The 26,865-nt window shown below is 44.9% G+C and carries 21 protein-coding genes; 12 read left to right on the forward strand and 9 right to left on the reverse strand.

From position 1 onward, the window contains the following. The first annotated feature begins 118 nt into the window (after positions 1 to 118). Complete coding sequence (locus C6Y39_RS08420; protein ID WP_240618845.1) at positions 119 to 721, forward strand: TIGR04211 family SH3 domain-containing protein; 603 nt, start codon at positions 119 to 121, stop codon at positions 719 to 721. Between the two features lie 96 nt (positions 722 to 817). Here the strand turns inward: C6Y39_RS08420 and putA are convergent, their stop codons facing one another. Continuing rightward, the gene (gene putA / locus C6Y39_RS08425; RefSeq protein WP_105930817.1) at positions 818 to 4,615 is read right to left on the reverse strand and encodes a bifunctional proline dehydrogenase/L-glutamate gamma-semialdehyde dehydrogenase PutA; all 3,798 of its coding nucleotides are present in this window, start codon (positions 4,613 to 4,615) and stop codon (positions 818 to 820) included. Positions 4,616 to 5,059: 444 nt separating this feature from the next. Here putA and C6Y39_RS08435 point away from each other — a divergent pair, with 444 nt between their 5' ends. The 10 genes from C6Y39_RS08435 to rpoS all read left to right on the forward strand — a co-directional run bounded on the left by C6Y39_RS08435 (position 5,060) and on the right by rpoS (position 14,737). Then, on the forward strand, positions 5,060 to 6,682 hold the full coding sequence (locus C6Y39_RS08435) for a methyl-accepting chemotaxis protein (RefSeq protein WP_105930818.1): 1,623 nt from the start codon (positions 5,060 to 5,062) through the stop codon (positions 6,680 to 6,682). A 420-nt stretch (positions 6,683 to 7,102) separates the two neighbouring features. Next, complete coding sequence (locus C6Y39_RS08440) at positions 7,103 to 8,818, forward strand: TIGR03545 family protein (protein ID WP_105930819.1); 1,716 nt, start codon at positions 7,103 to 7,105, stop codon at positions 8,816 to 8,818. Between the two features lie 98 nt (positions 8,819 to 8,916). Continuing rightward, entirely contained in the window at positions 8,917 to 9,207 is a 291-nt protein-coding gene (gene ftsB / locus C6Y39_RS08445) for a cell division protein FtsB (RefSeq protein ID WP_105930820.1), read from the forward strand. A 5-nt stretch (positions 9,208 to 9,212) separates the two neighbouring features. Beyond that, the gene (gene ispD / locus C6Y39_RS08450) at positions 9,213 to 9,959 is read left to right on the forward strand and encodes a 2-C-methyl-D-erythritol 4-phosphate cytidylyltransferase (protein WP_105930866.1); all 747 of its coding nucleotides are present in this window, start codon (positions 9,213 to 9,215) and stop codon (positions 9,957 to 9,959) included. Beyond that, the gene (gene ispF / locus C6Y39_RS08455; protein WP_105930821.1) at positions 9,959 to 10,432 is read left to right on the forward strand and encodes a 2-C-methyl-D-erythritol 2,4-cyclodiphosphate synthase; all 474 of its coding nucleotides are present in this window, start codon (positions 9,959 to 9,961) and stop codon (positions 10,430 to 10,432) included. The genes ispD and ispF overlap by 1 nt, the downstream gene beginning before the upstream one ends. Further along, positions 10,429 to 11,514: a tRNA pseudouridine(13) synthase TruD gene (gene truD, locus C6Y39_RS08460; protein WP_105930822.1), complete on the forward strand. Its 1,086-nt coding sequence runs from the start codon at positions 10,429 to 10,431 to the stop codon at positions 11,512 to 11,514. The genes ispF and truD overlap by 4 nt, the downstream gene beginning before the upstream one ends. Before the next feature lie 77 nt (positions 11,515 to 11,591). Further along, positions 11,592 to 12,227 (forward strand): protein-L-isoaspartate(D-aspartate) O-methyltransferase, encoded by a 636-nt coding sequence (locus C6Y39_RS08465; RefSeq protein ID WP_105930823.1) that lies wholly within the window; start codon positions 11,592 to 11,594, stop codon positions 12,225 to 12,227. Next, positions 12,224 to 12,802 carry a YqaA family protein gene (locus tag C6Y39_RS08470; protein ID WP_105930824.1) on the forward strand — a complete coding sequence of 193 codons (579 nt, stop codon included), beginning with the start codon at positions 12,224 to 12,226 and terminating at the stop codon, positions 12,800 to 12,802. The genes C6Y39_RS08465 and C6Y39_RS08470 overlap by 4 nt, the downstream gene beginning before the upstream one ends. A 1-nt stretch (position 12,803) precedes the next feature. Further along, entirely contained in the window at positions 12,804 to 13,673 is an 870-nt protein-coding gene (locus C6Y39_RS08475) for a peptidoglycan DD-metalloendopeptidase family protein (RefSeq protein ID WP_105930825.1), read from the forward strand. Positions 13,674 to 13,744: 71 nt separating this feature from the next. Further along, positions 13,745 to 14,737: an RNA polymerase sigma factor RpoS gene (rpoS, locus tag C6Y39_RS08480; RefSeq protein ID WP_105930826.1), complete on the forward strand. Its 993-nt coding sequence runs from the start codon at positions 13,745 to 13,747 to the stop codon at positions 14,735 to 14,737. Positions 14,738 to 14,956: 219 nt separating this feature from the next. Here the strand turns inward: rpoS and folA are convergent, their stop codons facing one another. The 5 genes from folA to rplU form a co-directional block, all read right to left on the reverse strand. Continuing rightward, complete coding sequence (gene folA, locus C6Y39_RS08485) at positions 14,957 to 15,445, reverse strand: type 3 dihydrofolate reductase (RefSeq protein ID WP_105930867.1); 489 nt, start codon at positions 15,443 to 15,445, stop codon at positions 14,957 to 14,959. Positions 15,446 to 15,701: 256 nt separating this feature from the next. After that, the gene (locus tag C6Y39_RS08490) at positions 15,702 to 17,678 is read right to left on the reverse strand and encodes an alpha/beta hydrolase family protein (protein ID WP_105930827.1); all 1,977 of its coding nucleotides are present in this window, start codon (positions 17,676 to 17,678) and stop codon (positions 15,702 to 15,704) included. A gap of 229 nt (positions 17,679 to 17,907) precedes the next feature. Then, positions 17,908 to 19,086 (reverse strand): Obg family GTPase CgtA, encoded by a 1,179-nt coding sequence (gene cgtA / locus C6Y39_RS08495; RefSeq protein ID WP_105930828.1) that lies wholly within the window; start codon positions 19,084 to 19,086, stop codon positions 17,908 to 17,910. A gap of 257 nt (positions 19,087 to 19,343) precedes the next feature. After that, entirely contained in the window at positions 19,344 to 19,601 is a 258-nt protein-coding gene (rpmA, locus tag C6Y39_RS08500; protein ID WP_012517170.1) for a 50S ribosomal protein L27, read from the reverse strand. Positions 19,602 to 19,616: 15 nt separating this feature from the next. Then, on the reverse strand, positions 19,617 to 19,928 hold the full coding sequence (rplU, locus tag C6Y39_RS08505) for a 50S ribosomal protein L21 (RefSeq protein ID WP_105930829.1): 312 nt from the start codon (positions 19,926 to 19,928) through the stop codon (positions 19,617 to 19,619). Positions 19,929 to 20,737: 809 nt separating this feature from the next. On the opposite strand from rplU, the gene ispB reads away from it, so the two are divergent. Continuing rightward, complete coding sequence (gene ispB / locus C6Y39_RS08510; protein ID WP_105930868.1) at positions 20,738 to 21,712, forward strand: octaprenyl diphosphate synthase; 975 nt, start codon at positions 20,738 to 20,740, stop codon at positions 21,710 to 21,712. A gap of 182 nt (positions 21,713 to 21,894) precedes the next feature. Here ispB and C6Y39_RS08515 read toward each other — a convergent pair whose 3' ends face one another. The 3 genes from C6Y39_RS08515 to C6Y39_RS08525 all read right to left on the reverse strand — a co-directional run bounded on the left by C6Y39_RS08515 (position 21,895) and on the right by C6Y39_RS08525 (position 26,482). Beyond that, a complete protein-coding gene (locus C6Y39_RS08515; protein WP_105930830.1) occupies positions 21,895 to 22,611 on the reverse strand; it encodes a ZIP family metal transporter in 717 nt (238 codons plus the stop codon). A gap of 304 nt (positions 22,612 to 22,915) precedes the next feature. Then, positions 22,916 to 24,247, reverse strand: coding sequence for a Xaa-Pro dipeptidase (pepQ, locus tag C6Y39_RS08520; protein WP_105930831.1), 1,332 nt, complete (start codon positions 24,245 to 24,247; stop codon positions 22,916 to 22,918). A gap of 171 nt (positions 24,248 to 24,418) precedes the next feature. Beyond that, positions 24,419 to 26,482, reverse strand: a complete 2,064-nt coding sequence (locus C6Y39_RS08525; RefSeq protein WP_105930832.1) for a transglycosylase SLT domain-containing protein — start codon at positions 26,480 to 26,482, stop codon at positions 24,419 to 24,421. Positions 26,483 to 26,865: the final 383 nt, after the last annotated feature.

A 26,865-nucleotide genomic window follows, 5' to 3' on the forward strand; every position in this document is an offset into this window, starting at 1 on the left:
TCGCAATGCTACAGCGTTTTTCTGGTCTTCTAAATTTAGACAAAAGTGGAACAAACTTGCCTTTATGGCGGTCAACCAATACCATCTTCACGTTTTAAATTCTTAAATTGGACTTCATATGATTCGAAAGTGGTTAGCAGCAGCCCTTATTGCGTGCTCTTTTCAAGCATTTTCGCTACAAGATACCGCTGATTTAGAAGCGTCTTCATCACACTATATAAGAGATGATTTGTTTATCTTTATGCATACCGGACCTGGTCGCAATTATCGCATTCTAGGTTCAATTGAAGCCGGGACGCCTATTACTGTTCTAGCAAGAGACAATGACGCTGAGTTTACGCAGGTTACTGATCCTGAGGGTCGTAAAGGCTGGGTAGAAAGTAAATTTGTGTCTAACACAATGTCACAGGCAGAACAGCTACCCATCATTAGCGAAAAGCTTGCTCAAAGCCAAAGTGGTCTGCAGGCGGCACAGTCGGAAAATGCAAAGCTTCGTCAGCAGCTTAACGACGCTCGTCAACAGGTGTCTAAGCTTACTACTACCAATGACGAACAGGCATCTCAAATTATTCGACTTACCGCACAAGTTGAAAGTGCAAGCAAGGATGAATTGGTGACATGGTTTACCCGTGGTGGCATGGTAGCCGGTATCGGTATTCTACTTGGCGTGCTGATAACCTACCTTCCAAAGCGCAAACGTCGAAATAGCGAATGGATGTAACCTAAACGCGGTTTGGCGTCGCCAAGAACCGAATAGCAAAAAAAATGGCCAGCATACTGCTGGCCATTTTTATTCGTGAAGCATTATTCCCTTTATTTATTCATCATCTTCAACAAGGGTCATTAGTGAGGTGTTACCACCCGATGCTGTTGTATCAATGCTGATCGTTTTTTCAGTCATCAAACGCTGAATAAGGTTATCGTTATATTCTGCTGTGATAACAGGCAGTATTGCGCCTTTGCGAGATGACAACATAGCCGAGATTCGAGCTGTACGTTCAGTGCTTGAATCTACTACAACACCTGCTAAATCTTCATCCATCAATAACGTATCTAAGTGAGCTAGACGAGCCACTTGGAACAAACCTTTAGGTGCACCTGTCGATTCAAACTTGTTCTGAATTTCTACCGCTTCTTCATAGAAAATCTCAGATACCACTGACACTACTGGGTTGCCGGTTGAAAGTGCTGTTACTACAGACAACAACCAGTATTCAAACGTTACTTCTTTATCGGCAAAACAAACCAGAATACCGCGCGGCTCTAGGTAAAGCTTGTTCGATTCACCTGTTGGCCCTGGCAAAACTTGTGGTTTTGCGAGCTTGCGCTCAACGCTGATTAGCTGCTGACGCGCCGTCGCAAGAGTACGGTTTAAATCGTCGGCAAGTTCATCAACAATATCGACTTTCGCAATTTTTGCGAGAAGCTGACGCACCATAGAGATACGGTCGTTCAACGGCGTATGACGCCACTGCACCTCTACTGCTTTCGCTTTGTCCATCATCACATGTGCACGTTCAGCAATCTTTTCATCACCTACAAGTGCAGCATCAGTTCCGTCTACATCATCGATATGAGAAGGCTTAGGCGTGGCGCGCTCCATCATTAAGCGAGACAAATAGTTAGGACCACCAGCTTTTGGCCCCGTCCCAGAAAGTCCACGGCCACCGAACGGCTGAACGCCAACAATGGCACCAATGATATCGCGGTTAATATAAATGTTACCCGCACGGCTCTTTGCAGCAATTTCATTGGCACGTTCTTCAATGCGCGAATGAATCCCCATAGTTAAGCCGTAACCGGTACCGTTAATTTGCTCTAGCACGTTATCAAGTTCTTTCGACTTGAAGCGCACAATGTGAACCACTGGACCAAATACTTCTTTTTCTAGCACATCGATGTCTTTAATTTCATACAACGTTGGTGGGAAGAAGGTTCCGTTTTTAAACGTCGCAGGCATTTCCGAGCGATAAAGTAATTTCGCCTTATCTTCCATCGCTTGTTGATGGTCGGTCAGACTCTTCAACGCTTTTTCGTCAATAACAGGGCCAACATCGGTAGCAAGCTGTGTTGGGTCACCTACCGTCAACTCTTTCATCGCGCCAATAAGCATTTCGATAAGATCGTCAGCAATCTCTTCCTGAACGTAAAGCACACGAAGTGCAGAACAGCGCTGGCCGGCGCTCTGGAACCCAGAGCGAATAACATCATCAACCACCTGCTCTGGCAGTGCAGTTGAATCGACGATCATACAGTTTTGACCGCCTGTTTCTGCAATAAGTGGTACCTGTTCGCCGCCGCGCTCTGCCAGCACCTGAGAAATAAGCGTTCCTGTTTGCGTTGAACCTGTAAACATTACCGCTTTAATGCGCTCATCTGGCAGTAAGGTTTCACCCACTTCCTTACCTGGCGATACAATAAGTTTTAATGCATCTTCCGGTAAACCTACCGAGTGCATAATGTCTACTGCGCGCTGGGCAATGATGCTGGTTTGTTCAGCAGGTTTAGCAATAACCGTATTACCCGTTGCTAACGCTGCGGTAACTTGCCCAAGAAATATGGCCAGTGGGAAGTTCCATGGGCTGATACACAGTACCACACCGCGAGGTAGCAGACGCTGATCTTCCGCTAGTTCTTCAGCCCGTACTGCGTAATAACGGCAGAAGTCTACCGCTTCACGTACTTCATCTATGCTGTCTTGCGCAACTTTACCCGCTTCGCGCATACAAATAGCAATAAGCTCAGCCATGTGACGCTCAAGCGCATCTGCAGTGCGATTTAGAATTTCAGCGCGTTCGCTCACATCGCGCTTAGACCAAGCTTCAAAACCTGCATCAACGTCATCTAGCGCCTTACGCATATCGTCTGGCGTCGCGTAATGGTGATAACCAACAATGTCGTTGTGATCCAGAGGGTTTAATACGGGCGTAGCGCCCTCTGGTATTTCGCCACTGGCTTTGTAGTAGTCCTTCCAACGCTCTAGTTCATGTTTTAAAGCAGTAACTGCATTCGTGTCGGTAAGGTCTAAACCACGAGAGTTATCGCGCTCAGGCGCATACAGCCCACGTGGCGTTTTTATTAACTTGTTATAACGCACCTTCAAGCGCTGGGTTTTTTCTACTGGATCTTCGAGCAAAGACTCAACCGGTTTTTCGTCGTCAACGATGGCGTTTACAAACGACGAGTTCGCGCCGTTTTCAAGAAGACGACGTACTAGGTAGGCCAATAGATCTTCGTGTTCACCCACAGGCGCGTAAACGCGACATTGAATCTTATCCTGTGTTACCACCTGATCGTAAAGGGTATCGCCCATACCGTGTAGACACTGGAATTCAAAGCCTTCTTTGTCATCACCAGCAAGCTCAACAATCACCGATGCGGTGTAAGCATTGTGTGTAGCAAACTGCGGGTAAATAGTATCGCGGTATTCAAGTAAGCGGTTTGCACAGGCGTGGTATGACACGTCAGTTGATGACTTGCGGGTAAATACAGGAAACTCTTCGAGACCTGCTTGCTGGGTAAGCTTAATTTCCGTATCCCAGTATGCTCCCTTAACCAGACGCACCATCAATGGGCGACCTACCTCAAGGGTAAGTTCACGCAGATGTTCGATAACGTGGATGGCACGTTTTTGGTAGGCTTGCACAGCCAAGCCAAAGCCCGTCCACCCGTTTAGGTCTTCATCACGAAATACGTCTTCGATGATATCTAAAGAAAGTTCAAGACGGTCAGCTTCTTCAGCGTCTACCGTTAAACCAATATCGTATTCTTTCGCCATCATACACAGCGCTTTTAAACGCGGAGGAATTTCTTCCATTGCGCGTTCGCGGTGTGAAAATTCAAAACGTGGATGAATAGCAGAAAGCTTTACTGAAATACCCGGCGAGCGCTTTGGTCCGCGTCCATTAGCCGCTTTACCGATAACCTTTATCGCCTTCACGTATGCATCGTAGTAACGCTCAGCGTCGCGCATAGTTCGTGCGCCTTCACCAAGCATGTCGTAAGAGTACACATACCCTTTGGTTTCTTTTTCTTTAGCGCGGTCGACTGCATCTTCAATGGTTTCGCCCATAACGAACTGACGGCCCATAACGCGCATGGCAATGTTCATAGCACGGCGAATAACGGGCTCACCTAAGCGTCCAAGGGTTTGCTTCAGCAGGCCAAACTGTTCTTTCTTACGCTTGTCGGCATAGTTCACCATATTGCCGGTGAACAACAAGCCCCACGCAGATGCGTTTACAAACAATGACTCTGAATTGCCAAGGTGCGGTGTCCACTGTCCTTGAGAGAGTTTGTCGCGAATAAGTTCATCTTGCGTAGCCTTGTCTGGCACGCGTAGCAAAGCTTCGGCCAAGCACATCAATACCACGCCTTCGGCAGTAGACAACGAGTACTCGTTTAAGAGTGCGTCTACGCCACCATGCCCTTCTTGTTCGCGGCGAATTTGTAGCACCATCTTTCGCGCTCTCTCCCACGCGCGACTGCGCGCACGAGGATTAACTTCGGCAATAGGAAGAATTTGATCTACAGCCACTGACTCACTAATGCGATAGTAGTCTCTTATGCGCTGGCGTAGGGGTGAAGTTGTATGAAGTGTGTCGTTAATGAGCATCGCAACCCTTTCATAGAAATAGCTGTAATAAAAAGCGTTCCCGCCGTGTATGACTACTCACGGTTACATGGAAGCGTGGAAAAAACAAGCAAAGTCGAAACCCTGCACTGACGTATCGTTAATCTTTAAACTTTATACTTTTGGATGAAGATCACGACGGCGCCAAATTTGCGCGGATGGTAGCACAGAAAAAAGCCCTGCCAAGCCCCTGTCAACAAAGTTTTTTTAAACCCGTGTCAAGCTGCATAGCCAGTGGGTTAGATGACATTTAATAACATGTCGCAGACACATTTTTTTATCGTTTTTCTTACTGCTTCACGAAGTCTTTAAATTGTAAAAAACATATGATTTTAGACACGTATTTTTAAGCTGTTAGAAAAAAGCATTTAATAAAAAAACGTCTACACTTAGGAAAAACTATAATTAATAGATAGGTTTTGCCTTATGTGGTTAAGAAAATTTAGTTTGATACAGCGCCTAGGTATCATCGCAGCGCTCATCACGCTGTTATTTGTTTTACTTACAGCGCTGGTTTTAAACAGGCACTACGAAGCCCTAAAACAAAAGTCATATGATGAAAATCAGCACCTCGTAGAAGTCGTTCACACTATGCTCGCCAGCTTTGCTGAGCAAGAGGGTGTAGCTGAAGACACGGCTAAAAGTCAGGCACTCGCCGCCGTCAAAGCCTTAAGGTACGACGGCAGCAACTACTTTTGGATCCAAGATCAAACCCCCTCCATGGTTATGCATCCAATCAAGCCCGCCCTTGACGGGCAAGATCTACGCACTTTCAAAGACGGCAACGGAAAGCCATTTTTTGTTGAAATGGCACAACGGGTAAAAGCGCAAGGCGACGGCTTCGTTGATTACGTATGGCCACTCCCAGGTGAAGAAGTCCCAACAGATAAAATCTCTTACGTGAAAGAATTTAAACCGTGGGGTTGGACGGTAGGTTCAGGGATTTACCTGACAAATCTTGAAAAAGAATACGCCCATTTGCGTAACGTCATTATTGTATTCTGTGTGGTGAGCATTATTTTAGTGGTTCTGCTTATTTATGTTATCGGCGGCAGTATTGTAAAACCGGTTCAAGAAGTTACAGAACGGATGAAGGATATCTCGCAAGGTGAAGGTGACCTAACCCGTTCTCTGCCAGAATCAGGGCAAGACGAAATTACGCGATTAGCACGCTACTTTAATGAATATACTGAAAAAATGCGTCAATCCTTATTGGGTATTCGTGAAAACATTAATTCACTCACTCAGCAGGCAGAATTAGTAGAGTCGTCCAGTCAAAACAGTAACGCGCAGGCCCAAACACAGAACGAAAATATGCTTCAAGTTGCTGCGGCAATGGAAGAGATGACAACGCAGATAAATGACGTGAGTAGCAATGCCGATTCAGCCGAGAAGAGTACGAGTAGCGCAAGAACAAATGTGCAACAAGGTGCAGCAGTAGTAGATAGCACTGTAGAAGACATTCGATCTTTAACCTCTGATATTGAAAGTGTTAGCCGTGTGGTAACTGAGCTGGCTGCACAAACAGAAAGTATTGGCGCAGTGCTTGATGTAATTCGGGGTATAGCTGAACAAACCAACCTACTGGCTTTAAATGCTGCTATAGAAGCGGCACGGGCTGGTGAACAAGGTAGAGGTTTTGCTGTCGTTGCCGATGAAGTTCGTACACTAGCCAGTCGCACAGGTCAAAGTACCGATGAAATACAGGCTATGATTGAAAAATTACAAAGCAACGCGAAAAGCGCAGTAGACGCTGTGAAAGTCAGTCAAACAGCCTCTACCAAAACCGTTGATAACGCCATTCAAGCAAATATAAACTTGCAAGAAGCCGACCGCCTAATGACAGAGATTGCTGATATGAGTAGCGAGATAGCAAGAGCCACTGAGCAACAGGCAGAGGCCGCTACCGAGGCCAACATGCGTATTAACGCGCTATCGGGTGCTGCTGATATTAGCCTGCGCACTGCAGACGAATTAGCGGCCGCCAGTCAGGCATTACGCAGCAGTTGTTTATCAATCATGGATATCGCAAACCGCTTTAAATTATAAATCGTGTGATAGTAGCGTTCGCTATGGAAGAACGCTTGACCGATACAGAGTAGATATATCTTAAAATAAAAGTCTAAAAAGTGGCTAGCCTTTACTTTCGATAAGTAAAGGCTGCCTCACACACCGCTTCCTATGTTAAGTAGGCTACCTCAACGCCAAGTTGTAGGGCAGCTTCAAGCATTTCAAATTTGAAAAACGATATGTCGTAATCAGGCTCTACAGTGTTGACTGCAAAATAACCGCCCAATTAAACATTCTGTATGCTCGCTACGTATGGAAGATTGCTGCTGTCTGCATTACACTGATCAGCACTAATGTTAGCGGTCTTTCGCACGCTTTCTGACGATTTCAAGAGCAAGCGCAAAAAATGAAGTGCAAAAGCAAAAGCTGCTAAGCGCTTTAATATCAAGGAGTTGAAATATGAGTAGTGGTTCAAAGGGTAAGCCTATTTTACTGTGGGTTGTTGGTTTTTTTGTGTTGTTGTTCCTTGTGTACCTTTTGTTTGCCAACACCATTATTAAGTCGATTCTTGAGTCGAAATTGGGTGAGTCCTATGGCGCTGAAGTTAATATCGATGAATTCGACCACTCCCTTTTTCCCACAACGGTTACACTTAAGGGTATTGCGTTAACTAATCCTACTAAACCTTCTCACAATCAAGTGTTCGTAGGCGAGGCTAATGCTGACGTAGAATTAAAGCCTCTACTTGATGATCAAGTTATCGTAAACAACCTTAACCTGCTAAAGGTACAGTTCGATACCGAGCGCCCTTCACAAGGCGAGGTTTATCGCGTCCCACAGCGCTCATTGTCGTTTAATGAAATCAAAGCAAAAGCGAAAGAGGCTGTCCCCACGGTAGATGAGCTACTTGCTAGAAATCCATTAAAAACCACAGCGGCGATTAAAAACGCCAAGGCTGCTTACGCTACTTATGGTGAAGGCCTTAAAGCTGACTACGAATCACTTCCTGATAAAAAACGCATTGAATACTATAAAACTCAAGTCGCACAACTGAAAGAGACCAACTACAAAGACCCGCAAGCATTGGTACAAGCCAAGTCAGCATTCGACAAGCTGAAAGAAGAAATGCAGGCCGATCGCGCGCTTATAAGTGACTTTACTGAAAAAGCGAGCGACGCCAAGAAGGCATTAAGTGAGAGTGTTGAGGCACTTAAAAGAGCCCCGCAAGAAGATTACGCCCTGCTTCAAGGTGTTATAGCTGGCGATCAAGCTGCCCTTTCGCAGGTTACCTATTTTGTATTTGGCGATAAAGCCGCCGAATACACAGAATACTTAATGTCTGCAATGCAAATTGTGATGCCGCTTATTCAAGGGGAAGAAAAGAGCGAAGCACCTACCGAAGTGCCGTCAATTCTTGTAAAAGAAGCGAACGTATCGGTGCTATGGCAAAACGAATCTATTACTAGTAAGTGGAATAACATTACTAACGTTCACGAAGTCTTTGGCAACCCTACTACCTTTACTATTGAGGCAGCGGGTGACTTATTAAAATCATTTACTTCTAGCGGTGAATTCTGGATTGACGGCAACGGCGTTGATGCCAGCCAAGTGTGGCAATTAGCCGGCGTAAATATGTCTGACATTCCATTCAGCGGCAATGAAACACTAAATGCTGTGCTGAAGTCTGCCTTGATGAAAACCAATGGCTCAATGAAAGTAACTGATAACATGCTTACTGGTACAGGCGAAGTTGACCTTGAGCAGCTTGTTATGGAAGCAACAGGTACAAGCGACGTTACCAGCGCTATCGCGCAAGCGCTTCAAACTCTTACGAGCTTAAATATGACCATGTTGCTTGATGGCACCCTTTCAGACCCCGACTTTAATATAAAGTCTGACCTTGACAACAAGTTGGCTAAGGCGGCGCTTTCACAGCTAACCGCCAGCCAAAAAGATAAGCTCGATGAACTTAACAACAAACTCAACAGCATGATTAGCAGCGAGCAGTCGCTTTTATCTGGTGAACTCGTTGATGTAAACAGTATGCTGAGCGCAGCCCAAGGCGACAGCGCCGCGCTTCAGGAGCTTCTTCAAGCGCAGCTTAGCAATGTTGTAGATCAGCAAAAAAACAAATTACTGGATAAATTAAAAGGGAAATTGGGGCAAGGTGAGTAAAGCACCTTTGACTCAACGCCGCTTCGCGGCATAATAAGACACAGCAGAGGCATCGCGCCTCTGTTTTTTTCCGTTCAACCATATAGTCAGGTGAATCTGTGTTACAAGGTAAATGGCTTCCTATTGTATTGTTAGTACTGCTAGGTTTACTGCAATACAGACTGTGGTTTGGAAAAAACAGTATTCCCGATTATTTCAACCGAAAACAAGAAGTTCAATCGCAAGCGCTTCAAAACGCGAACCTCGCCCAACGCAATGCCTTACTTAAAGCCGATATCAATGATTTAAAGATAGGGTTAGAGGCTATTGAAGAAAGGGCGCGAAACGAACTAGGGCTGATTAAAAAGGGAGAAACCTTTTACCGTATTTTGCCCGCAGATTCTAAGTGAAAAAAATGACATCTCCCCGCGTTGTTGCGGTCATCCCCGCAGCAGGAGTTGGCAGCCGAATGCAAGCTGACCGCCCCAAACAGTATCTCACGTTAAATGGCAAAACGATCCTTGAACACACGATTGACGCATTGCTGGCGCACCCGCAGATTGACGACGTTGTCGTTGCAATAAGTCCAGGCGACGCCTACTTCGATAGCCATAAATTACGCGATAAGCCTATTCGCGTTGTTGAGGGCGGAAAAGAACGTGCAGATAGTGTGCTTAACGGCATCATGATGCTAAGTGAGAACGACTGGGCTTTGGTACACGATGCCGCAAGACCCTGTGTAGAAGATACCGACATTACTTCTCTTATCGCATTAATGGGCAACAAAGACGTTGCTGGCGGTATTTTAGCTACACCAGTTAGAGACACCATGAAACGTGTTGCCTCCTCTGGCAATGTGATTTCTCATACTGAGGACAGGGATGGCTTGTGGCATGCTCTCACACCGCAGTTTTTTCCTGCAAAATTGCTAAAGGCTGCTCTTTTAGATGGATTAGCGCGTGGCGCTAATATTACTGACGAAGCATCAGCGATGGAGCTTGCGGGTTACAAGGTGGCATTGGTAAACGCGAGCCCGGCGAATATCAAAATTACGCACCCCGCAGATCTCCCTTTGGCAGAATTTTATCTTAAGCAAAAATTTAGCGCTCACAGCTTTACAGAAAAAAGCGATAGCGCGACAAATCAAAAGGCACAATCATAATGCGAATTGGACACGGTTTTGATGTACACAAATTTGGTGGCGATGGCCCCATCACAATTGGTGGAGTGAGCATCGATTATGAACAGGGACTCGTTGCGCACTCTGATGGTGACGTACTTCTTCATGCGCTTTGCGACGCCATGTTAGGTGCCGCAGCACTTGGAGATATTGGCAAGCACTTCCCGGACACTGACGAAGCATACGCGGGTGCAGATAGTCGCGTGTTGCTCCGTCATGTCGTTAATGTAGTCAGTGAAAAGGGTTACAGACTCAGCAATGCAGATATGACAATTGTTGCCCAAGCGCCTAAAATGGCGCCACATATAAGCCATATGCGTGAAATTATCGCAAAGGACTGTAACGTAAACCTTGACGATATCAATGTTAAAGCCACCACTACTGAGAAGCTAGGCTACACTGGGCGCAAAGAAGGCATAGCCGCCCATGCTGTAGTACTACTGGAAAAACTATGAAGCCGCTACACACTGACCATTGGCAGTATTATTACGCAAAACCTGTATCAACGGGCATTTTCAAATTTCAAGCTGACGACTTTCAAGTTGTAGAAGACCTTGGCTATATACCGTGCGGTGAAGGCGAACATCAATTCGTATTTGTTGAAAAAACGAATACCAATACTGCTTTTGTTGCTGAGCAACTGGCTCGCTTCGTAAATCTTCCCTTGCGCCAAATAACCTACGCTGGTCGCAAAGACAAATATGCGGTTACTCAGCAGTGGTTCGGTATTCACGCACCGGGCAAACCGGATTTTGACTTTAGCAACTTTGAATTAGAAGGCGTTAAAGTACTAAAACAAATACGCCACAATAAAAAACTGCGTACAGGTCAATTAAAAGGTAACCACTTTACCATTACATTGCGTCAGGTGCTGCACCCCGAAGCGATTGAGGAGCGCCTGCGAGAAATTGAAAAGCACGGCGTCCCCAATTACTATGGTGAACAGCGTTTCGGCGTTATGCGTTTAAATGATATGGGTGAGGTTCAACGAGGTGGTAATCTTGTCATGGCCGAACGCATGGTAAATGGCGAAACCATCAGGCACCGCAATAAACGCTCTATGGCACTTTCTGCGCTGCGTAGTTGGTTATTCAACGAGATGTTGTCTGCCCGTTTAGATCAAGGTCTGTTTGACAGCGTGCTCCAAGGTGATGCTTTAGTTCTTAGCGGTTCAAATAGCTTTTTTATAAATAATGGGCCGACAGGCTCGCAAGAGCAACAAGATGCGCAGGCCCGTTTTGACGCGAAAGACGTGTGCCCCTCTGCACCGCTTTGGGGTAAAGGTGCGCTCATTAGTCAAACAGACGCATTAACACTTGAGCACTCGGTTGCTGAACAAAATAGTGAAGTTATCGACTTTTTGAGCCAATGCGGCGTTGAGCAAGAACGTCGAGCAATAAAAATTTGGCCTTCACAGCTTGAATGGCAGAGTAAGGGTGATACATTTACTATCTCCTTTGCGCTTCCTAGCGGCTGTTTTGCAACGTCAGTCCTTAGGGAATGTGTGGAAACCTTATCCCCCATTAATAGGGTTTAGATAACGAGTAAGCGTGGCGCGCAACCATTCATATCTCGCGTAGCTGTTAATAAGAATAAAGGAAAGTACGCAACATCATGAGAGCTTCTAGAAAAGGAGACGCGTTAGCACAACTGCTTTATAACGAGGGAATACGTTCACAGGCAGTGCTAAACGCCATTGCTGGCACGCCGCGGGAGAGCTTTCTTCCCGATGCGCTTAAACACAAGGCCTATCAGAATACCGCGTTACCGATAGGCCAAGGACAAACTATATCGCAGCCTTATATTGTTGCGAAAATGACCGAGCTACTGCTTGATAGCCCCAACAAACCTGAAAAAGTGCTAGAAATAGGTACGGGGTCGGGATATCAAACGGCTATCCTTGCGCAGCTTTTTGCTAAAGTGTTTAGCGTTGAACGTATAAAGTCTCTTCAATTTCATGCGAAACGTCGAATGAACCAACTCGACCTTCACAATATTGCAATGAAACATGGCGATGGTTGGAAGGGCTGGGAATCGAAAGGGCCTTATGATGCCATTATTGTAACTGCAGCAGCAGCTAGTCTTCCGCAAGATTTGTGTGATCAGCTAAAAGAAGGTGGGCGATTAATTATACCCGTAGGTAACGAACAGCAATCGTTACTGTGTATTGACAGGATTGAGGGTGAACTAAAAACATCGACCATAGAATCGGTTCGATTTGTTCCTCTTGTAGCAGGAGAGCTAATGTGAAGCTTTTTGAGCCATGCTATGACATGGCATTACGCTGGGCGCGACATCGTCACGCAACCAAGTATTTAGGTGGGTTAAGCTTCTCGGAATCCGTATTTTTTCCTATTCCACCGGATGTGATGCTTGCCCCAATGGCGCTTTCTCAGCCAAATAAGGCTTGGCAATTTGCCTTTATTACTACCATTGCATCTATCTTGGGTGGCATTGCCGGTTATTGGCTAGGCTATTTCGCGTTTGACGCATGGCTATCGCCGCTAATTGAAAACTGGGGTTATACGCACAAAATCGATACCGCCATGCAGTGGTTTAAAGATTATGGCGTGTGGGTCGTCTTTCTTGCCGGCTTCTCCCCTATTCCTTATAAAATTTTTACGGTAAGCGCAGGCTTTTTGCAAATGGCGTTCTTGCCCTTTGTCATTGCTTCAGCTGTGGGGCGAGGAGCCCGTTTTTTCCTTGTTGCAGCGCTGATGCGATGGGGTGGCGCTGCCATGGAGCAAAAGCTAAGACAATATGTTGAGGTGCTTGGCTGGATTGTCGTTGCGCTTGCAATCACCGCTTATCTGCTACTGCGATGACATGCACAGGCAACTGCTATATTTAGGATTGGCATTATTCGTTAGCACATGGGTAGCTGGCTGTGCAGGGCGCACAGCACCTGCTCCTGTGGTTCTTTTAAATAGTCAAGTTCCCGATGGCAGCGAAGAGTACATCAAACCCACCTATAAAGTTAAACGGGGAGACACCCTATTTGCCGTTGCTTGGTACACGGGTAATGACTACCGCGACATTGCAAAATACAACAACTTATCAGCCCCTTACACTATTTTCCCGGGCCAAACATTAAGGTTATCGCCCAGACTAGATACCGCTAGATCCCCCTCGCCAACCGCACACAAGACCAATCGGTCAACACCTCCGACCACAAGAGAAGTAGACAAAAGTTTGGTTGACCGCCCTTCTCCACAGGCGTATGTTGAAAGTGAAAAAAATGTTAAACCACAAAACGTTAAGACAGTCAAGAAGCCGACAGGCGGTGTCAAAAAACAAGCACCAGCAGGTTTTCCAGACAAAGTTAAACAGTGGGTATGGCCCGCAAAAGGTAAACTAGTAGGTACCTTTAGTAAGTCGGAGTCAGGTAACAAAGGAATTGATATTGCTGGTGCTAAAGGAAGTAAAGTATTAGCGGCAGCAGATGGAAAAGTTGTTTACTCAGGAAGTGCACTTCGCGGCTACGGTAATCTGGTAATAATAAAACATACAGATACCTTCTTAAGTGCTTACGCTTATAACGACACTATTTTAGTAAAAGAACGAGAATGGGTGTCTGCGGGGCAGCAAATTGCAACGATGGGTAACAGCGGAACAGATTCGGTAAAACTTCATTTTGAAGTTAGGTATAGAGGGAAATCATTAAACCCTATGAAGTACCTGCCAACATTAAAATAATAAAAATAAATAATAACAATAAAGACAAAGGAGATACGTCATAAGGTAAACCTTGTAGCAGGAGATTCACCATGGGTAAGTCAAACAAAGCCTTAGAATCAAAACCTCAAGATGACTTAGAAGTCATCGATATGCCAGCTGATATAAAAGCTGACGAAACCTTAATAAACGACGCTGACCTAGAAAATGATGAAGCCATTTTTAGTCAGGATGACCAACCTAAAAACCTAGATGCCACACAGCTTTATCTAGGCGAGATTGGTTTTTCACCATTGCTAACCGCAGAAGAAGAAGTTTATTTTGCGCGCCGCTCACTGAAAGGCTGTGAAGCCTCTCGTAAACGAATGATTGTAAGTAATCTTCGCCTTGTTGTTAAGATTGCTCGCCGTTATAACAACCGTGGATTAGCACTTCTCGATTTAATTGAAGAAGGTAACTTAGGGCTAATTCGTGCTGTAGAAAAGTTTGATCCTGAACGTGGATTCCGCTTTTCAACATATGCCACATGGTGGATTCGCCAAACCATCGAACGCGCAATCATGAATCAAACACGTACTATCCGTTTGCCTATTCATGTAGTGAAGGAACTAAACGTTTATTTACGTGCATCCCGTGAACTTTCTCAAAAGCTTGATCATGAGCCAACTGCAGAAGAAATTGCAGCAGCCCTTGATAAGCCCGTTGAAGACGTTACAAAGATGCTTCGTTTGAATGAACGTATCACATCGGTCGACACGCCAATTGGCGGAGAAAACGATAAAGCGCTACTAGATATCATTGCTGATGAGAAAGAATTCAGCCCTGAAGAAAGCTTACAAGACTCTGATATAAAGAGTAATATTGTGAATTGGCTTGAAGAACTAAATCCTAAACAACGAGAAGTATTAGCTCGACGTTTTGGTCTGATGGGATACGAGCCCTCAACATTAGAAGATGTAGGTGCGGAAATTGGCCTAACACGCGAACGTGTACGTCAAATTCAAGTAGAAGCACTTCGTCGTCTTCGCGACATGTTGGGTCACCAAGGCCTTTCACTAGAGAACTTGTTTGACCAAATGAAGTAGCAACTGCGCACTACATAAAATGCCAGTGTTGTAAGGTTTGTAAGAGCCCTACGACACTGGCATTTTTTTTATCAAACGTGAACAAGCCTGTCTAACGCACACGAATACGTGTTTCACTCTACGTCACTATTATTGCGAGAAACGTCAATTTATTGCTTTGGTCTTGTTGGCTAAGGCAACTGATTATATAAAAGCGCGATCGCTTTTATGCCTTCTCGTTTAAGCTCGTGTTAGCGTTACGAATGTGTAGTCATGTGGGTTTTTTTCATCAGCGCTATGGTGTTCTTTTGATAGTTCATTCCAATTTGCTGATGCTTCGTAGTCTGGAAACTGAGTATCTCCCGCAACCTCAAGGTCAATATGGGTTAAATACAAGGTGTCGGCTTTATCTAAGAAAGCCTGGTAGATGGTGCCACCACCAATGACCATTATTTCTTCAACGCCATTGCTAAGCGCTTTGGCTACCTCGAAGGCTGACTCGGGTGAATCAACAATGGTTGCGTCGGATAGGCTATAGTCTTTGTTGCTCGTGATAACAATATTTGGCCTGCCAGGCAGTGCTTTACCAATAGACTCATAAGTTTTGCGCCCCATGATCACCGCTTTACCAAGCGTGATGGCTTTAAAGTGTTTTAAATCAGCCGGTAAATGCCACGGCATATCATTATCTGCACCAATAATTCTGTTTTGAGCCATTGCAGCAATCATTGCTATTTTCATTTTTCTACCTTCACGCTAAGTTCAATTTAAAGCGTTGGCAGTATAACAATATTGCCCCAAAAATGCGTCTTCACGTCACCAAAGTAAACCGTTTAGATTGATAGTAGAGATAGAGCTTTGAGGCAAAACATGAGGCGCTAAAATGCTTACAATTTATTGTCCTGAACGCACAGACTGGTTTAATAGCTAACACTAGACAAAAAAGCGCTGCAAACAATCTAGGTGAATACAGCGCTACCTATCATTACGATTTTAAGTTAGTTTCTAGGAAGTTGAGTACCCCCTGATAAAGCTCTCGTCTATTACCTTCATCGTATACGCCATGCCCTGCTTGCTTAAATTGCAGATATACTGGCGGTTTTCCCGCAGCAGTTAAACGTTCAGAAAGCGCTTCGGCATTTATTTCTGGAACACGTCTATCTTTTGAACCATGTATTAGCATGACATTCGCTTTAATCTTATCAACATGGTTAATTGGTGAATAATCATGTAGTTGGGATTGGTCATTTCCTAGTACTTTTGACAAGTAAGCTTTACCTCCCCAGCTATTCGGAATATCACTTTCTGTAAAGATATACTGCATATCGTATATTCCGACGTATCCAATAGCGCATTTATAGAGCTCTGGCGCCCTTACAACAGACATGAGTGCGGCGTATCCACCATAGCTAGCACCATAGGTACAAACCTTATTGCCATCGACATAGTCTTTATCTATTACCCAGCGAGTAGCTTCATTGATGTCTTGTACCATCTTGCCTCCCCACTCTTTATATCCCGCACGCTTAAATGCTGTGCCGTAGCCATCACTGCCTCTAAAATTAACACGTAATACCGCGTAGCCACGATTTGCTAGAAGTTGTGTTTCAGGATCGTAACGCCAAAAATCCCGTGTACCTGCTTGATGTGGACCTCCATGAATCATTACGACAAGAGGAGGCTTTTCCCCTGCTTTCGAATTATTAGGAAGTGTTAAATAACCATTGATCGCCATACCATCCGACGTTACAAACTCTATCGGTTTCATAGGAACAAGCATTCTAGGGTCGATCCATGAACTGTTAGCCCACACGAACTCAGCTTTCAGAGTCTCACTGTCGAACAGGTAATATTCGCCAGGATTGACATCACCGCTAACATGTACCAAAAGTGTCTTCCAATCCTTGGTACTGCTAGTGATGTGCACAGTTTGGTCGCCAAAGGCTTCTGCTAATAATTTATGAATAGATGATGTTTCAGATTCAACTTTTGCGTACTCTGCCTTTGACTTACCAGGATAGGTAATACCAACAGCTGGAATACCATTCTTGTCTAGAATAAAGTCTTCAATATCGGTCTTATGGCTATCGAATATGGCCTTATATTCTCCGGAATTTAAATCTAGGGAATAGAGTGTATATACTCCACTTTCTCCTCTTCGACCACCGAGGAAAATTGACTCTTCATCCTCACTAGCACCAAGTGGGTGAAGATAACTGTCCTGTTTAAATTTATCGCCGAGAGCAGTCCATTCATCTCCTTCATCCTCTCGATAGGCTGAATGATAGTCACCGTTATTGTCTTGCCAGGTCATGAAGTTAACACTACCCGCTTTATTGGCTAATGCCCTGCTATGGCCATAAGGTAAGACGTCTACTTTTCTTTTTCGACCATTATAGACATTGAGCTTACTTATAACTGGTTGCTTTGAGCGATCGTCGTAGTATGTATTCCCATTTTTTGTCCATGGGTATTCGATGATTAGAATATTGTCATCGTCGTTCTCGAGCAGACTAAGAATTTCCTGACTCGCCAATGTATCGTCTTTGTTAGACAAGCGACTGCCTAGCTTAGCGTCGCCTGCTCGAAACCCAAAAAGTTGTTCTTGTTTGCTTCCATCAACATTTACACCAAACAACTCACCAGTAGGCATAGGGGCGTCTAAGTAACCAAACTTTTCTGCGTACTCGAAAACAAGACGCTCTTCATTAACCCAATTCATAGTATGGATAATGTCTTTATTACCAGGACGGACACCTCCGACTAAGTCGAGTGTTTGGCGATCGAGAACAACTAGAATAACTTTACTGTCGAATCGAACGCGAGCAGCAATATGCTTTCCATCTGGTGACAATTTCATATCTAGGTAGTCACCATGTTTAGTAAAATATTCAAGGGGTAATTCAGTAGATAAGGCACTAAAAGCCGATAGGGACAGCCATGCTAGAAGGATCCATTTCATGTGTTTTCCTAATATTATTATTTTGATTTTTAGGAAAGATAACTAATCTGTAAAATGTTTTCAATTAAGAAGGTAGGAAAACCCTACAAGGGTTCTCCTATTTTTGCCGGCGTGGCGTAGCCAGCTTGGTGTATTAAGACGATTTTGCTTTCGAGCAGGGATGCTTTATGTATTTAATAAAGCGCCCTTTTAAAATTCACAGATTTGATGAGGCTTCAACAACTGTATTTTAGCGACGATACTCTACTTCAACATCGTAGTCGTCTTCATCCCAGTCGTCGTCATCGAGATCATCACCTAAGCCATCTTCAAACTCGTCATGAGCCTCAAGCGTATTCTTGTGGTATGTATCCCACTTAAATTCTACTTCTTTCTTCTCTTCTTCTACTTCCATCTCAACAGGAAGCGTTTCGATGAAGTTCATCACATCGTTACAAAGCGGATCGAGGTTTATTTTTTGAAACGCGGAGATCTGATAGACCGGACCTTTCCACTCTAGTGCGTCTATAACGTGCTGACAGCGCTCTTCTGCTTCTTCTTCTAGTAGCAAATCTACCTTGTTAAATACTAACCAGCGCGGCTTTTCAGCCAGTTTAGGGCTGTATTTCTGCAGCTCTTCGATAATAGCTTTTGCATTTTCCGCAGGATCTGTTTCGTCAACAGGGAAAATATCGACAATGTGAAGCAATATACGACAGCGCTCAAGGTGCTTCAAAAAGCGAATACCTAACCCAGCACCGTCTGCCGCACCTTCAATAAGCCCAGGGATGTCGGCTATCACGAAGCTGCGCTGTGAGTCTTGGCGAACCACGCCTAAGTTAGGCACTAGCGTAGTAAACGGATAGTCAGCCACTTTAGGCTTAGCTGCCGATACAGAGCGAATGAAGGTTGATTTACCCGCGTTAGGCATACCAAGTAAACCTACGTCTGCTAGAAGCATAAGTTCTAACTTAAGGTTGCGAATCTCACCCGGCGTACCGTTAGTCTTTTGACGTGGGGCACGGTTAGTACTGCTTTTGAAACGAGCATTACCTAAACCATGAAAACCGCCTTGCGCCACTTTAAGCTTTTGACCGTGACGGGTTAAGTCGCCTAATACCTCGCCAGTGTCACTGTCAGTAGCACGCGTACCTACAGGCACCATAACGGTAAGGTCTTTACCTTTTTTACCAATACAGTTTCCGCCTTGGCCGTTTTGCCCGCGCTCTGCACGGTGAAAACGCTCGAAGCGATAATCGATCAATGTATTTAGGTTTTCATCGGCTTGTAAGAATACACTGCCGCCGTCACCACCGTCGCCACCATCCGGGCCACCTTTAGGTACGTATTTTTCCCTTCTAAAGCCAATTGTACCGTTGCCGCCGTCACCGGCTTCAACGCGAATTTCAGCTTCATCTACAAATTTCATTTATCACTCCGGGCTTTAATGCCGTGGGTTATTAACTTAATAGTGCGAACACTAAGTTTACACCAAAATGCTCAATGACGCTTTCGTGTATGCTCAGTATTCTTAAAATCGAAAACTAAAACCTTGTATAGCGTAAATTCATCATTGAATTTAAACGCTATTAAATAAGAACAGAAAAAGAAAGAAAGGTTTCACAAAACAAAAAACCCCGCAAGCGCGGGGTTTTTCTAAGCCTGTTCGGCGAGAAGCTTTCGCGCTTACTCAGCTACGATGCTTACAAACTTACGGTTTTTCGGTCCTTTAACGTCGAACTGAACTTTACCGTCTTTTAGTGCAAACAACGTGTGGTCTTTACCGATACCCATGTTGTCACCAGCGTGGAAACGAGTACCACGTTGACGAACAATGATGTTACCAGCAAGAACAGATTCGCCACCAAAGCGCTTAACACCTAGGCGTTTACTCTCTGAATCACGACCGTTTTTGGTACTACCACCAGCTTTTTTGTGTGCCATGTGTTCGTGCTCCTATTATGCGTTGATACCAGTGATTTTCACTTCTGTGAACCACTGACGGTGACCCGCTTGCTTACGAGAGTGCTTACGACGACGGAACTTAACGATTTTTACTTTATCGCCACGACCGTGTGTAACAACCTCAGCTGTCACCTTACCACCAGCAACGATTGGTGTGCCGATTTTTACGTCGTCACCGTTGCTTACCATTAAAACTTTGTCAAATTCAACCGATTCGCCTGGGGCTACTTCGATTTTTTCAAGACGAACGGTTTGGCCTTCGGCCACACGGTGTTGTTTACCGCCACTTTGGAAAACCGCGTACATAGTTAACTCCGCTCTGCGTCCACTGACGCTTCAATTCAAAAAACAGGGCGCGAATTGTACGTGAAACATCCGTAAATCACAAGCCCGATTCGCAGAAAAAATGATTATTTTTCCAACATGGGGCGAATTATGCCTCAATTGCTTATTTGATGCAGCTTCAAATGCGCATAATCATTGAAAAAACATCAATTTTTTTTAGAAAATGAAACTTAATTTCGAAATCGCAGGAAGAAAACATCGAGTTTTGGGCGGGTTTTATTGGCTAACATCGTATGGAAAACCCATGGGATCCCGCGTCGCGGATCAGGTGATCTTGAAACAAAGATAATGGCGATCTATTTACGATCCCACGTTGAGATCGCATTACCTCCTTACGTCAATCAGCTTCCTATCACGCTATCGCAGTTTTAATTTTTCGCCATCACCGTTACCCTAACGCTTAAGCCGATCTTTACTACACATAATGTCGATGCCGACAAACTTCTATATTTCTTCAAAGTACATATAGCACCATACTTTTATCAAAAATGTACTTTTGCCCTTAAAAATGATGGAAAGCGCCTAAAAAACATAAAATATAATATGTGAGCTCTCAAAATAAGCGCGTAATGACTTAAACTAAATGAAATTGGATTTTAAAAGAAGGGATACGAGATATGGCCTTTGGCTAATCGTATTTTAAAAATTACACGTAAAAACGTTAAGCCGTCATTTTTTAAGACAATTTGGTGGATAGTATAGGTGATTAAGGTACAATCGCGTTTAAATTATTGCCCAAGACGTAAGAGTAAATATTTATTGCCATGCCTATGGATATAGATCAAATCCGCGCCCTGTCTAATGACGATATGCAGGCGGTCAACCAGCTGATACAACAACAAGTCGACTCTGATGTTGCCCTTATTAATCAGCTTGGTTTTTACATTGTAAACAGTGGCGGCAAACGCTTACGCCCACTTCTTACCGTGTTGAGTGCCCGGGCAATGGGTATCGATAATAACGACCACCATACGCTTGCAGCTATTGTTGAATTTATTCATACCGCTACCCTTTTGCACGATGATGTGGTTGATGAGTCAACCATGCGACGAGGCCGAGAAACGGCTAACGCTATTTTCGGTAATCAAGCCTCGGTCTTAGTCGGCGACTTCCTATACACCCGCTCCTTCCAAATGATGGTGAGCCTTAAGCGCATGCGCGTAATGGAAATATTGTCGGAAGCCACAAATCAAATTGCTGAAGGCGAAGTTCTGCAATTGATGAACTGTAATGATGCAAGTACGACAGAGGCTCGTTACTTCGACGTTATTTACGGTAAAACAGCCCGCTTATTTGAGGCTGCGACTCAACTTGCTGCAGTGCTTACTGATCAAGATGAGCATATTGAGCACGCGATGCAAGAGTACGGCAAGCACTTAGGTACCGCCTTCCAGCTGGCTGACGATATTCTTGACTACATGGCAGACAGTGAAGAAATGGGTAAGAATGCCGGTGACGATTTAGCAGAGGGCAAGCCGACGCTACCATTACTTTACGCCATGTGGCATGCGAAAAATGAAGAAGATAAAATACTGATCCAAGAAGCCATCGAACAGAGCAATGGTTTGCCTCATTTAACGCGTATTCAACGCATTATGGAAGAAACCGGCGCTTTAGACTACACACGCGAGTGTGCGCAAAAAGAAGTGCAAATGGCCATAGATAGCTTAAATGCCATTAACGACTCTGAGTACAAAGAGGCGCTTATTGCGCTGGCGCATATTTCAATTGAGCGTACAAGCTAGGGCGTGTGGTAACTAACACGCCTTTTTTGCTGTTGAAATCTAGAAAAAATATAAAGCGTGAGCTTCCACACTTATTGGTAAACAAAACATCTCTGGTGCTCTAACAAGCCATTTCAATAAACATTTTTTCTGCGTCAAATAAGTATTACAGCGAATTTTAGGCTAACCCCATTTTTGACAGGTTAGCCTTCAAGCATAAAGCCAATCATCCCCACCAAGAAACCAAGAATACCTCCCAATGGCGGCAGCCAATGATTTTCCATTCGAATTTGCGGTGCTATATCTTGAAATACCGAGTACAAAATACCGCCTGCGGCAAATAGCATGATGCCGCTCATGATCACGGGGAACTGCGCTAGGTAATAAAACCCGAGCAGGCTAAACAGAGGCCCCAGTAACGCCATTAGCACAAAGATTACAATGAGCTTTGTGCTCCGCTTCTTATTTTTAGGCAGCATTTCTCGGTAAGCATTAAACCCTTCGGGCAGGTTTTGAACAGCAATTAATAGACCTAATAACATTGTGCCTCCGCCCAGCGCAGCGGTAGTACCAAGAGCAATTGATTCGGGCACAAAGTCGCTAAGCATGGCGGCTAACTGGCAGCCCGCAGTTTTCTTTTTGGCTAAATAAATATCAAGGGTCATAAAAGCAAGAGCACCGCCAACAAAGCACAGTATGGCGGTAAAGACTGATACGTCTTTTATTCCTTCAGGCACAAGCACAAGACCCACCGCTGAAATTAGTGCACCAGCGCCCAGGGCCAAAATTCCATGTCGCAATTCTTTCTCTAGCCACTTGGGCTGAATGCCTTTGTACGTGGCTAAAATTGCCCCCGCAGGCATAGCAAGACCCGCTACCGTTGCCATGATGAGTAAACCTACAATGTCACCTTGTGGCATAAAGACTCCTTTCAACTATTTAAACTATCTACCACTGTTTACTTATAACAGCATCAATGGTTTACATAAAAGATAACGTTAACGGCCAATTGCTCACGCAATGCGGCCAATGTAAAGACGCCACATCTCAACTTTTTATTTAAGAAATGACTGCCATTACAAACCGTCGGCAATTATCTGAGACTTATCACTTTAATCACTCTTATCAAATCTTGCGAGCTTAACGAAAAAGAGCAGCTTCACGCTGCTCTTTGATATCACTATGACCATATTTACCCGCTAACAACGAGATACAGATTGCCCCTTAGTTTAAATTTAAATCTCGGGTCATGTTCTCGTTTTTATCGCGGTGCACAATAACATTGTCTTCAATGCGAATGCCGCCAAATGGCTTGTACGCCTCAATGGTATTCCAATTAATATACTTAGACGCAGGCGTCGCTTTAAGGTCGCGCAGAAGGCTCTCAATGAAATATAAGCCTGGCTCGATTGTGAACACCTGACGGGCCTCGACCATGCGTGTGCATCGCAAGAATGGGTGATCTTCAGGAGCAGGCTTAGGCGTGCCCCTGTCATCATTTACCAGCCCACCTACATCGTGAACTTGAAGGCCTAAGAAGTGGCCAATGCCGTGTGGGAAGAACGTGCGCGTAATCCCCATTTCCACGATTTCAGGTGGCGTTAAATTCACCATGCCGGTGTCGTGAAGAATTTGCGCAATGCCATCGTGGGCTAACAAGTGAATGTCAGTGTAAGCTACACCCGGCTTCAACGAATCGACTAGAGTCAGCGTTACCTTGTCTACCGCCTGGATGAGGTCGCGGAACATCGCTGAGTTATGAACAGAGTCTTGAGCGTAAGTACGTGTAATATCTGCCGCGTAGCCATGATAATTTGCACCTGCATCAATCAAAAAGGAGCGTGACTCCTTTGGCGCTACCGTATCGCATTGCATGTAATGCAGAATTGAAGCATGCTCGTTGAGTGCCACAATGCTGGTGTACGGTACGTCGTTATCACCTTGTCTGCTAGCTGCTGCATAGGCAAGGTTAATATCGAATTCACTTTTGCCCTCACGAAAAGCTCGCTCAGCGGCTTTATGCCCTGCTACCGCAAGTTTGTTAGCTTGACGCATGCAGTCGAGTTCATAATCGGTTTTATAAGCACGTTGATAGTGCAAATAATGTAACACGCGGTCTGGATTAACATTGTCAAAACCCAGCGCTTTGGCTACTTCGATGTATTCGCCGACATAGGCAAAACGGCTTTTATCGTAAGGTAAGAATTTCTCTACCGCATCGGCCTGTTGAAGTAGCTTAATGTCGAAGCTGTCAGTCCAGAAGTCATTAGGCTCTGGCGGCACTTTGTGCCAGAAATCTTCCGGACGATAAAAAATAAGCGTAGGTTTATCTACACCATTAACCACCAGCCAGCAGTTAGGGTTATCGATGACAGGTACCCACGCTTTGAACTGCGGGTTTACCTTGAACGGATAGTGGTTGTCGTCTAAGAAAAGGCGCTTGCCCTGCCCCGAGTGAATAACTAATCCGTCTAATCCTTCTCGCTGAAGTGCTTCGCGAGTACGAGTTTGAAGCTCTTCGATATGCTGTTGGTAGGTTACTTGATGTTGCGACATAGCCCCTCTTATCTTTTTAGTCGTTAGGTGGAACACGCATTAAGTGTATCACGAGGCTTACATGACATGCATGTATGCCTCGCTTATTACCTGGTTAGCAGGTTAAGACGACCGAAACGTTAAAGCGATATATTCGTAACGGCGCGTTTAAGCGTGCCTCATTGTATATCGCTAGCGTGGCGCCAGTTGCAGTGTTCCCGTTACCGGATGAGTACTTACCGCATCGGCCGAAGGGATCATATCGCGAGTGAGTTGAGGGAAGACATTCTCGTTTCCACCTAGCTGCTGGTCGTAAATGTGTTGATACGCCATTACCGCTTTCACGTAAGCACGGGTTTCCTTATAGGGGATATTCTCTATCCAAATATCCACAGGTAAGGATTCATTCGCGGGCAGCCATTCCAACACTTTACGCCATCCTGCGTTGTAAGAGGCTGACACCAGTACGGGATTATTATTGAGCTTATCCATTAAATAACGAATGTATTGAACGCCGTACTCTACATTGTCATTTACCTTAAATAGCTCGCTTCTGCTCACCTTTTCTTTTGCCACGTAGCGTGCTGTACCTGGCATAAGCTGCATTAAACCTGCGGCGCCAACCGGCGATATGGCGTCGCTTCTGAACGAGCTTTCTCGACGTGCAATCGCCATAGCAAGCGACTTTGAAATGCTGTATGCCTCGGACTTTTCACTAAATACATCGTTGAAGGCCAGCGGGAATCGACGCTCGACGTCATCCCAGTAGCCACTGCGTGCAAAGCTGGTGATAGCCTGATCGTACAGCCCCCACTCATAAGCTAATATGCCCGCGTCGGTTACTTTCGAGTCGGGTAAGTGGGCAAGCAAATAATACCATTCTCTGCGTGCTTCTGTGTTTCTGTCTAGCCTAAAAAACTCAACAGCGCGCATGGTCGCAGGGGTTTTCGCCACGCTAGCGATGGCTGCCGTATCTCTTGGCGCGGGGGTATTCACTAGCGACGGAATTTCGCCAATGTGCGCACTCGCCATAAAACCATAGTAATGACGCTCTTGGGCAAGCTCTTTGTAAAGCACCGTTGCCTGCATAGTTTGGCCAAGCGCCTCTAGGGCACGGGCCTTCCAGTAGCGATAGTTTTCCTCTCGCTGCAAACTTGCTGGCGCATTATCAATAACATCCACCACTTCTTGCCATTTTTTCGTGCGAAGTAAATGGGAAATGTGCCAGAGTTTTATATCTTCACTAGCGCCATCGATATCGGCAAGCTCTAACCAATAATGAGCCTGAGGAAGACGGTCTAAAGTGTAGCTAAGCGCTATTGCTCTTCGCATAACGTGCTGCTGTGCGTTCGAAAAGACTTTTTTATCGTTGTAGCGGGTAAATACTTTGCCTGCTAAATCAGGGTTTCGCCACGCAAGCTTTTCTACCGCCCAGACTATGACTTCTGCTTCATGCGATGTGTTTTTTAGGGGAAAAAGCGCCGTCTTATTTACTCTGCTTGTATCTCGGGTAACTGATAACCAAGCGTCTGCAAGGTACTGCTTATCACTAGGTAATTGGCGCTTAAGATAAGAAATAATAGCTCGGTTATCTTCCTTCGCAGCAATTTCAATGCGCTTGATTACCATTTCGGGTGTCATCATGCCCGCTTTTTTCCACTTAGCAAAAAGCGGATCGCACTCCTCAGGTTGAGACTGACCATGAAGCCAAAGTGCGTCAACCTCATGTAAAACGGTCTTTTCGCTTTCTCCCTCTTTTAACCGATAATTTAACGCGATACATGTGAGCCTTGCGCCCATACCCGAACGGTAGTTTTCTAAAAATGTGCTGCGATAATCGTTTTTCGCGAGGTAGTTAAGCCATTTATAACGCACACCATAACTAACCGGCTGCCCATCAAAATCTTCTAAAAACTGCTTTACCTCGCGCTTTGTTCTTATTGACATCGTGCGCTCAAGTTTAAGGCGCAACAAATAGGGATAAAGTGGATAGTGTGCTAAATCGTAAATATCGTTATCAAGATGCTGAACGCTGCGCTTTGAATAGGTTAATAACTTTTTCTCGACATCTAGATAGCGAGCGCGCTCTTGTTCAAAAATATCATTGGGTAGCGTTAACGGCTGTGAAGCCCATGCACTGAGAGAAAGAAGTGAAAAAAGTGAGCCGACAAGGGCCCCTGCGAACATGGCGGCCATTTTCTTTATATTTGCCGGCGAACGCCAACCTAGCCACGAATTGAAATAAAAATCAGACACAATAGAACTCCTACCCTGCTCTACACTCGAACGCCTGTGAGCGTTGGCGACACTGCCATAACGAGCTAATTGTAAAATGTTGCTGAAAAAGCAGCATTGCGACTGAAGAACCACACACGTTTTAAAAACGAAAGGAGGACTTTAGTCTGGCTCCTTGCCAATGAAGATGTTGTGCCAGCTGTCGTTAGCTATGCTTTACACGCATAGTTGACATGATTGTAGATTATTCTTTTGCTGGATTGGCGCTTTGCACCAATTATGCTCATTATACAACCACCATTGCCGAAATGAAGCTTGAATTTGACATTTGCACTTGAATTTAAGTCATCGGACCACTACCTTAGACAAAATAAAACGATTGTTTGATTTTTTGTTGAAATTTT

It is taken from the genome of Alteromonas gracilis, assembly GCF_002993325.1.
GTDB classification, from domain to species: domain Bacteria; phylum Pseudomonadota; class Gammaproteobacteria; order Enterobacterales; family Alteromonadaceae; genus Alteromonas; species Alteromonas gracilis.

What these genes read in the sequence shown, in the direction of transcription:
- folA (WP_105930867.1), bottom strand. Translation starts at nt 15,445, where the DNA reads ATGATTGCTGCAATGGCTCAAAACAGAATTATTGGTGCAGATAATGAT.
- rpoS (WP_105930826.1), top strand. Translation starts at nt 13,745, where the DNA reads ATGGGTAAGTCAAACAAAGCCTTAGAATCAAAACCTCAAGATGACTTA.
- C6Y39_RS08440 (WP_105930819.1), top strand. Translation starts at nt 7,103, where the DNA reads ATGAGTAGTGGTTCAAAGGGTAAGCCTATTTTACTGTGGGTTGTTGGT.
- putA (WP_105930817.1), bottom strand. Translation starts at nt 4,615, where the DNA reads ATGCTCATTAACGACACACTTCATACAACTTCACCCCTACGCCAGCGC.
- C6Y39_RS08475 (WP_105930825.1), top strand. Translation starts at nt 12,804, where the DNA reads ATGCACAGGCAACTGCTATATTTAGGATTGGCATTATTCGTTAGCACA.
- ispF (WP_105930821.1), top strand. Translation starts at nt 9,959, where the DNA reads ATGCGAATTGGACACGGTTTTGATGTACACAAATTTGGTGGCGATGGC.
- ispD (WP_105930866.1), top strand. Translation starts at nt 9,213, where the DNA reads ATGACATCTCCCCGCGTTGTTGCGGTCATCCCCGCAGCAGGAGTTGGC.
- C6Y39_RS08435 (WP_105930818.1), top strand. Translation starts at nt 5,060, where the DNA reads ATGTGGTTAAGAAAATTTAGTTTGATACAGCGCCTAGGTATCATCGCA.
- C6Y39_RS08490 (WP_105930827.1), bottom strand. Translation starts at nt 17,678, where the DNA reads ATGAAATGGATCCTTCTAGCATGGCTGTCCCTATCGGCTTTTAGTGCC.
- rplU (WP_105930829.1), bottom strand. Translation starts at nt 19,928, where the DNA reads ATGTACGCGGTTTTCCAAAGTGGCGGTAAACAACACCGTGTGGCCGAA.
- truD (WP_105930822.1), top strand. Translation starts at nt 10,429, where the DNA reads ATGAAGCCGCTACACACTGACCATTGGCAGTATTATTACGCAAAACCT.
- C6Y39_RS08465 (WP_105930823.1), top strand. Translation starts at nt 11,592, where the DNA reads ATGAGAGCTTCTAGAAAAGGAGACGCGTTAGCACAACTGCTTTATAAC.
- ispB (WP_105930868.1), top strand. Translation starts at nt 20,738, where the DNA reads ATGGATATAGATCAAATCCGCGCCCTGTCTAATGACGATATGCAGGCG.
- pepQ (WP_105930831.1), bottom strand. Translation starts at nt 24,247, where the DNA reads ATGTCGCAACATCAAGTAACCTACCAACAGCATATCGAAGAGCTTCAA.
- rpmA (WP_012517170.1), bottom strand. Translation starts at nt 19,601, where the DNA reads ATGGCACACAAAAAAGCTGGTGGTAGTACCAAAAACGGTCGTGATTCA.
- cgtA (WP_105930828.1), bottom strand. Translation starts at nt 19,086, where the DNA reads ATGAAATTTGTAGATGAAGCTGAAATTCGCGTTGAAGCCGGTGACGGC.
- C6Y39_RS08515 (WP_105930830.1), bottom strand. Translation starts at nt 22,611, where the DNA reads ATGCCACAAGGTGACATTGTAGGTTTACTCATCATGGCAACGGTAGCG.
- C6Y39_RS08420 (WP_240618845.1), top strand. Translation starts at nt 119, where the DNA reads ATGATTCGAAAGTGGTTAGCAGCAGCCCTTATTGCGTGCTCTTTTCAA.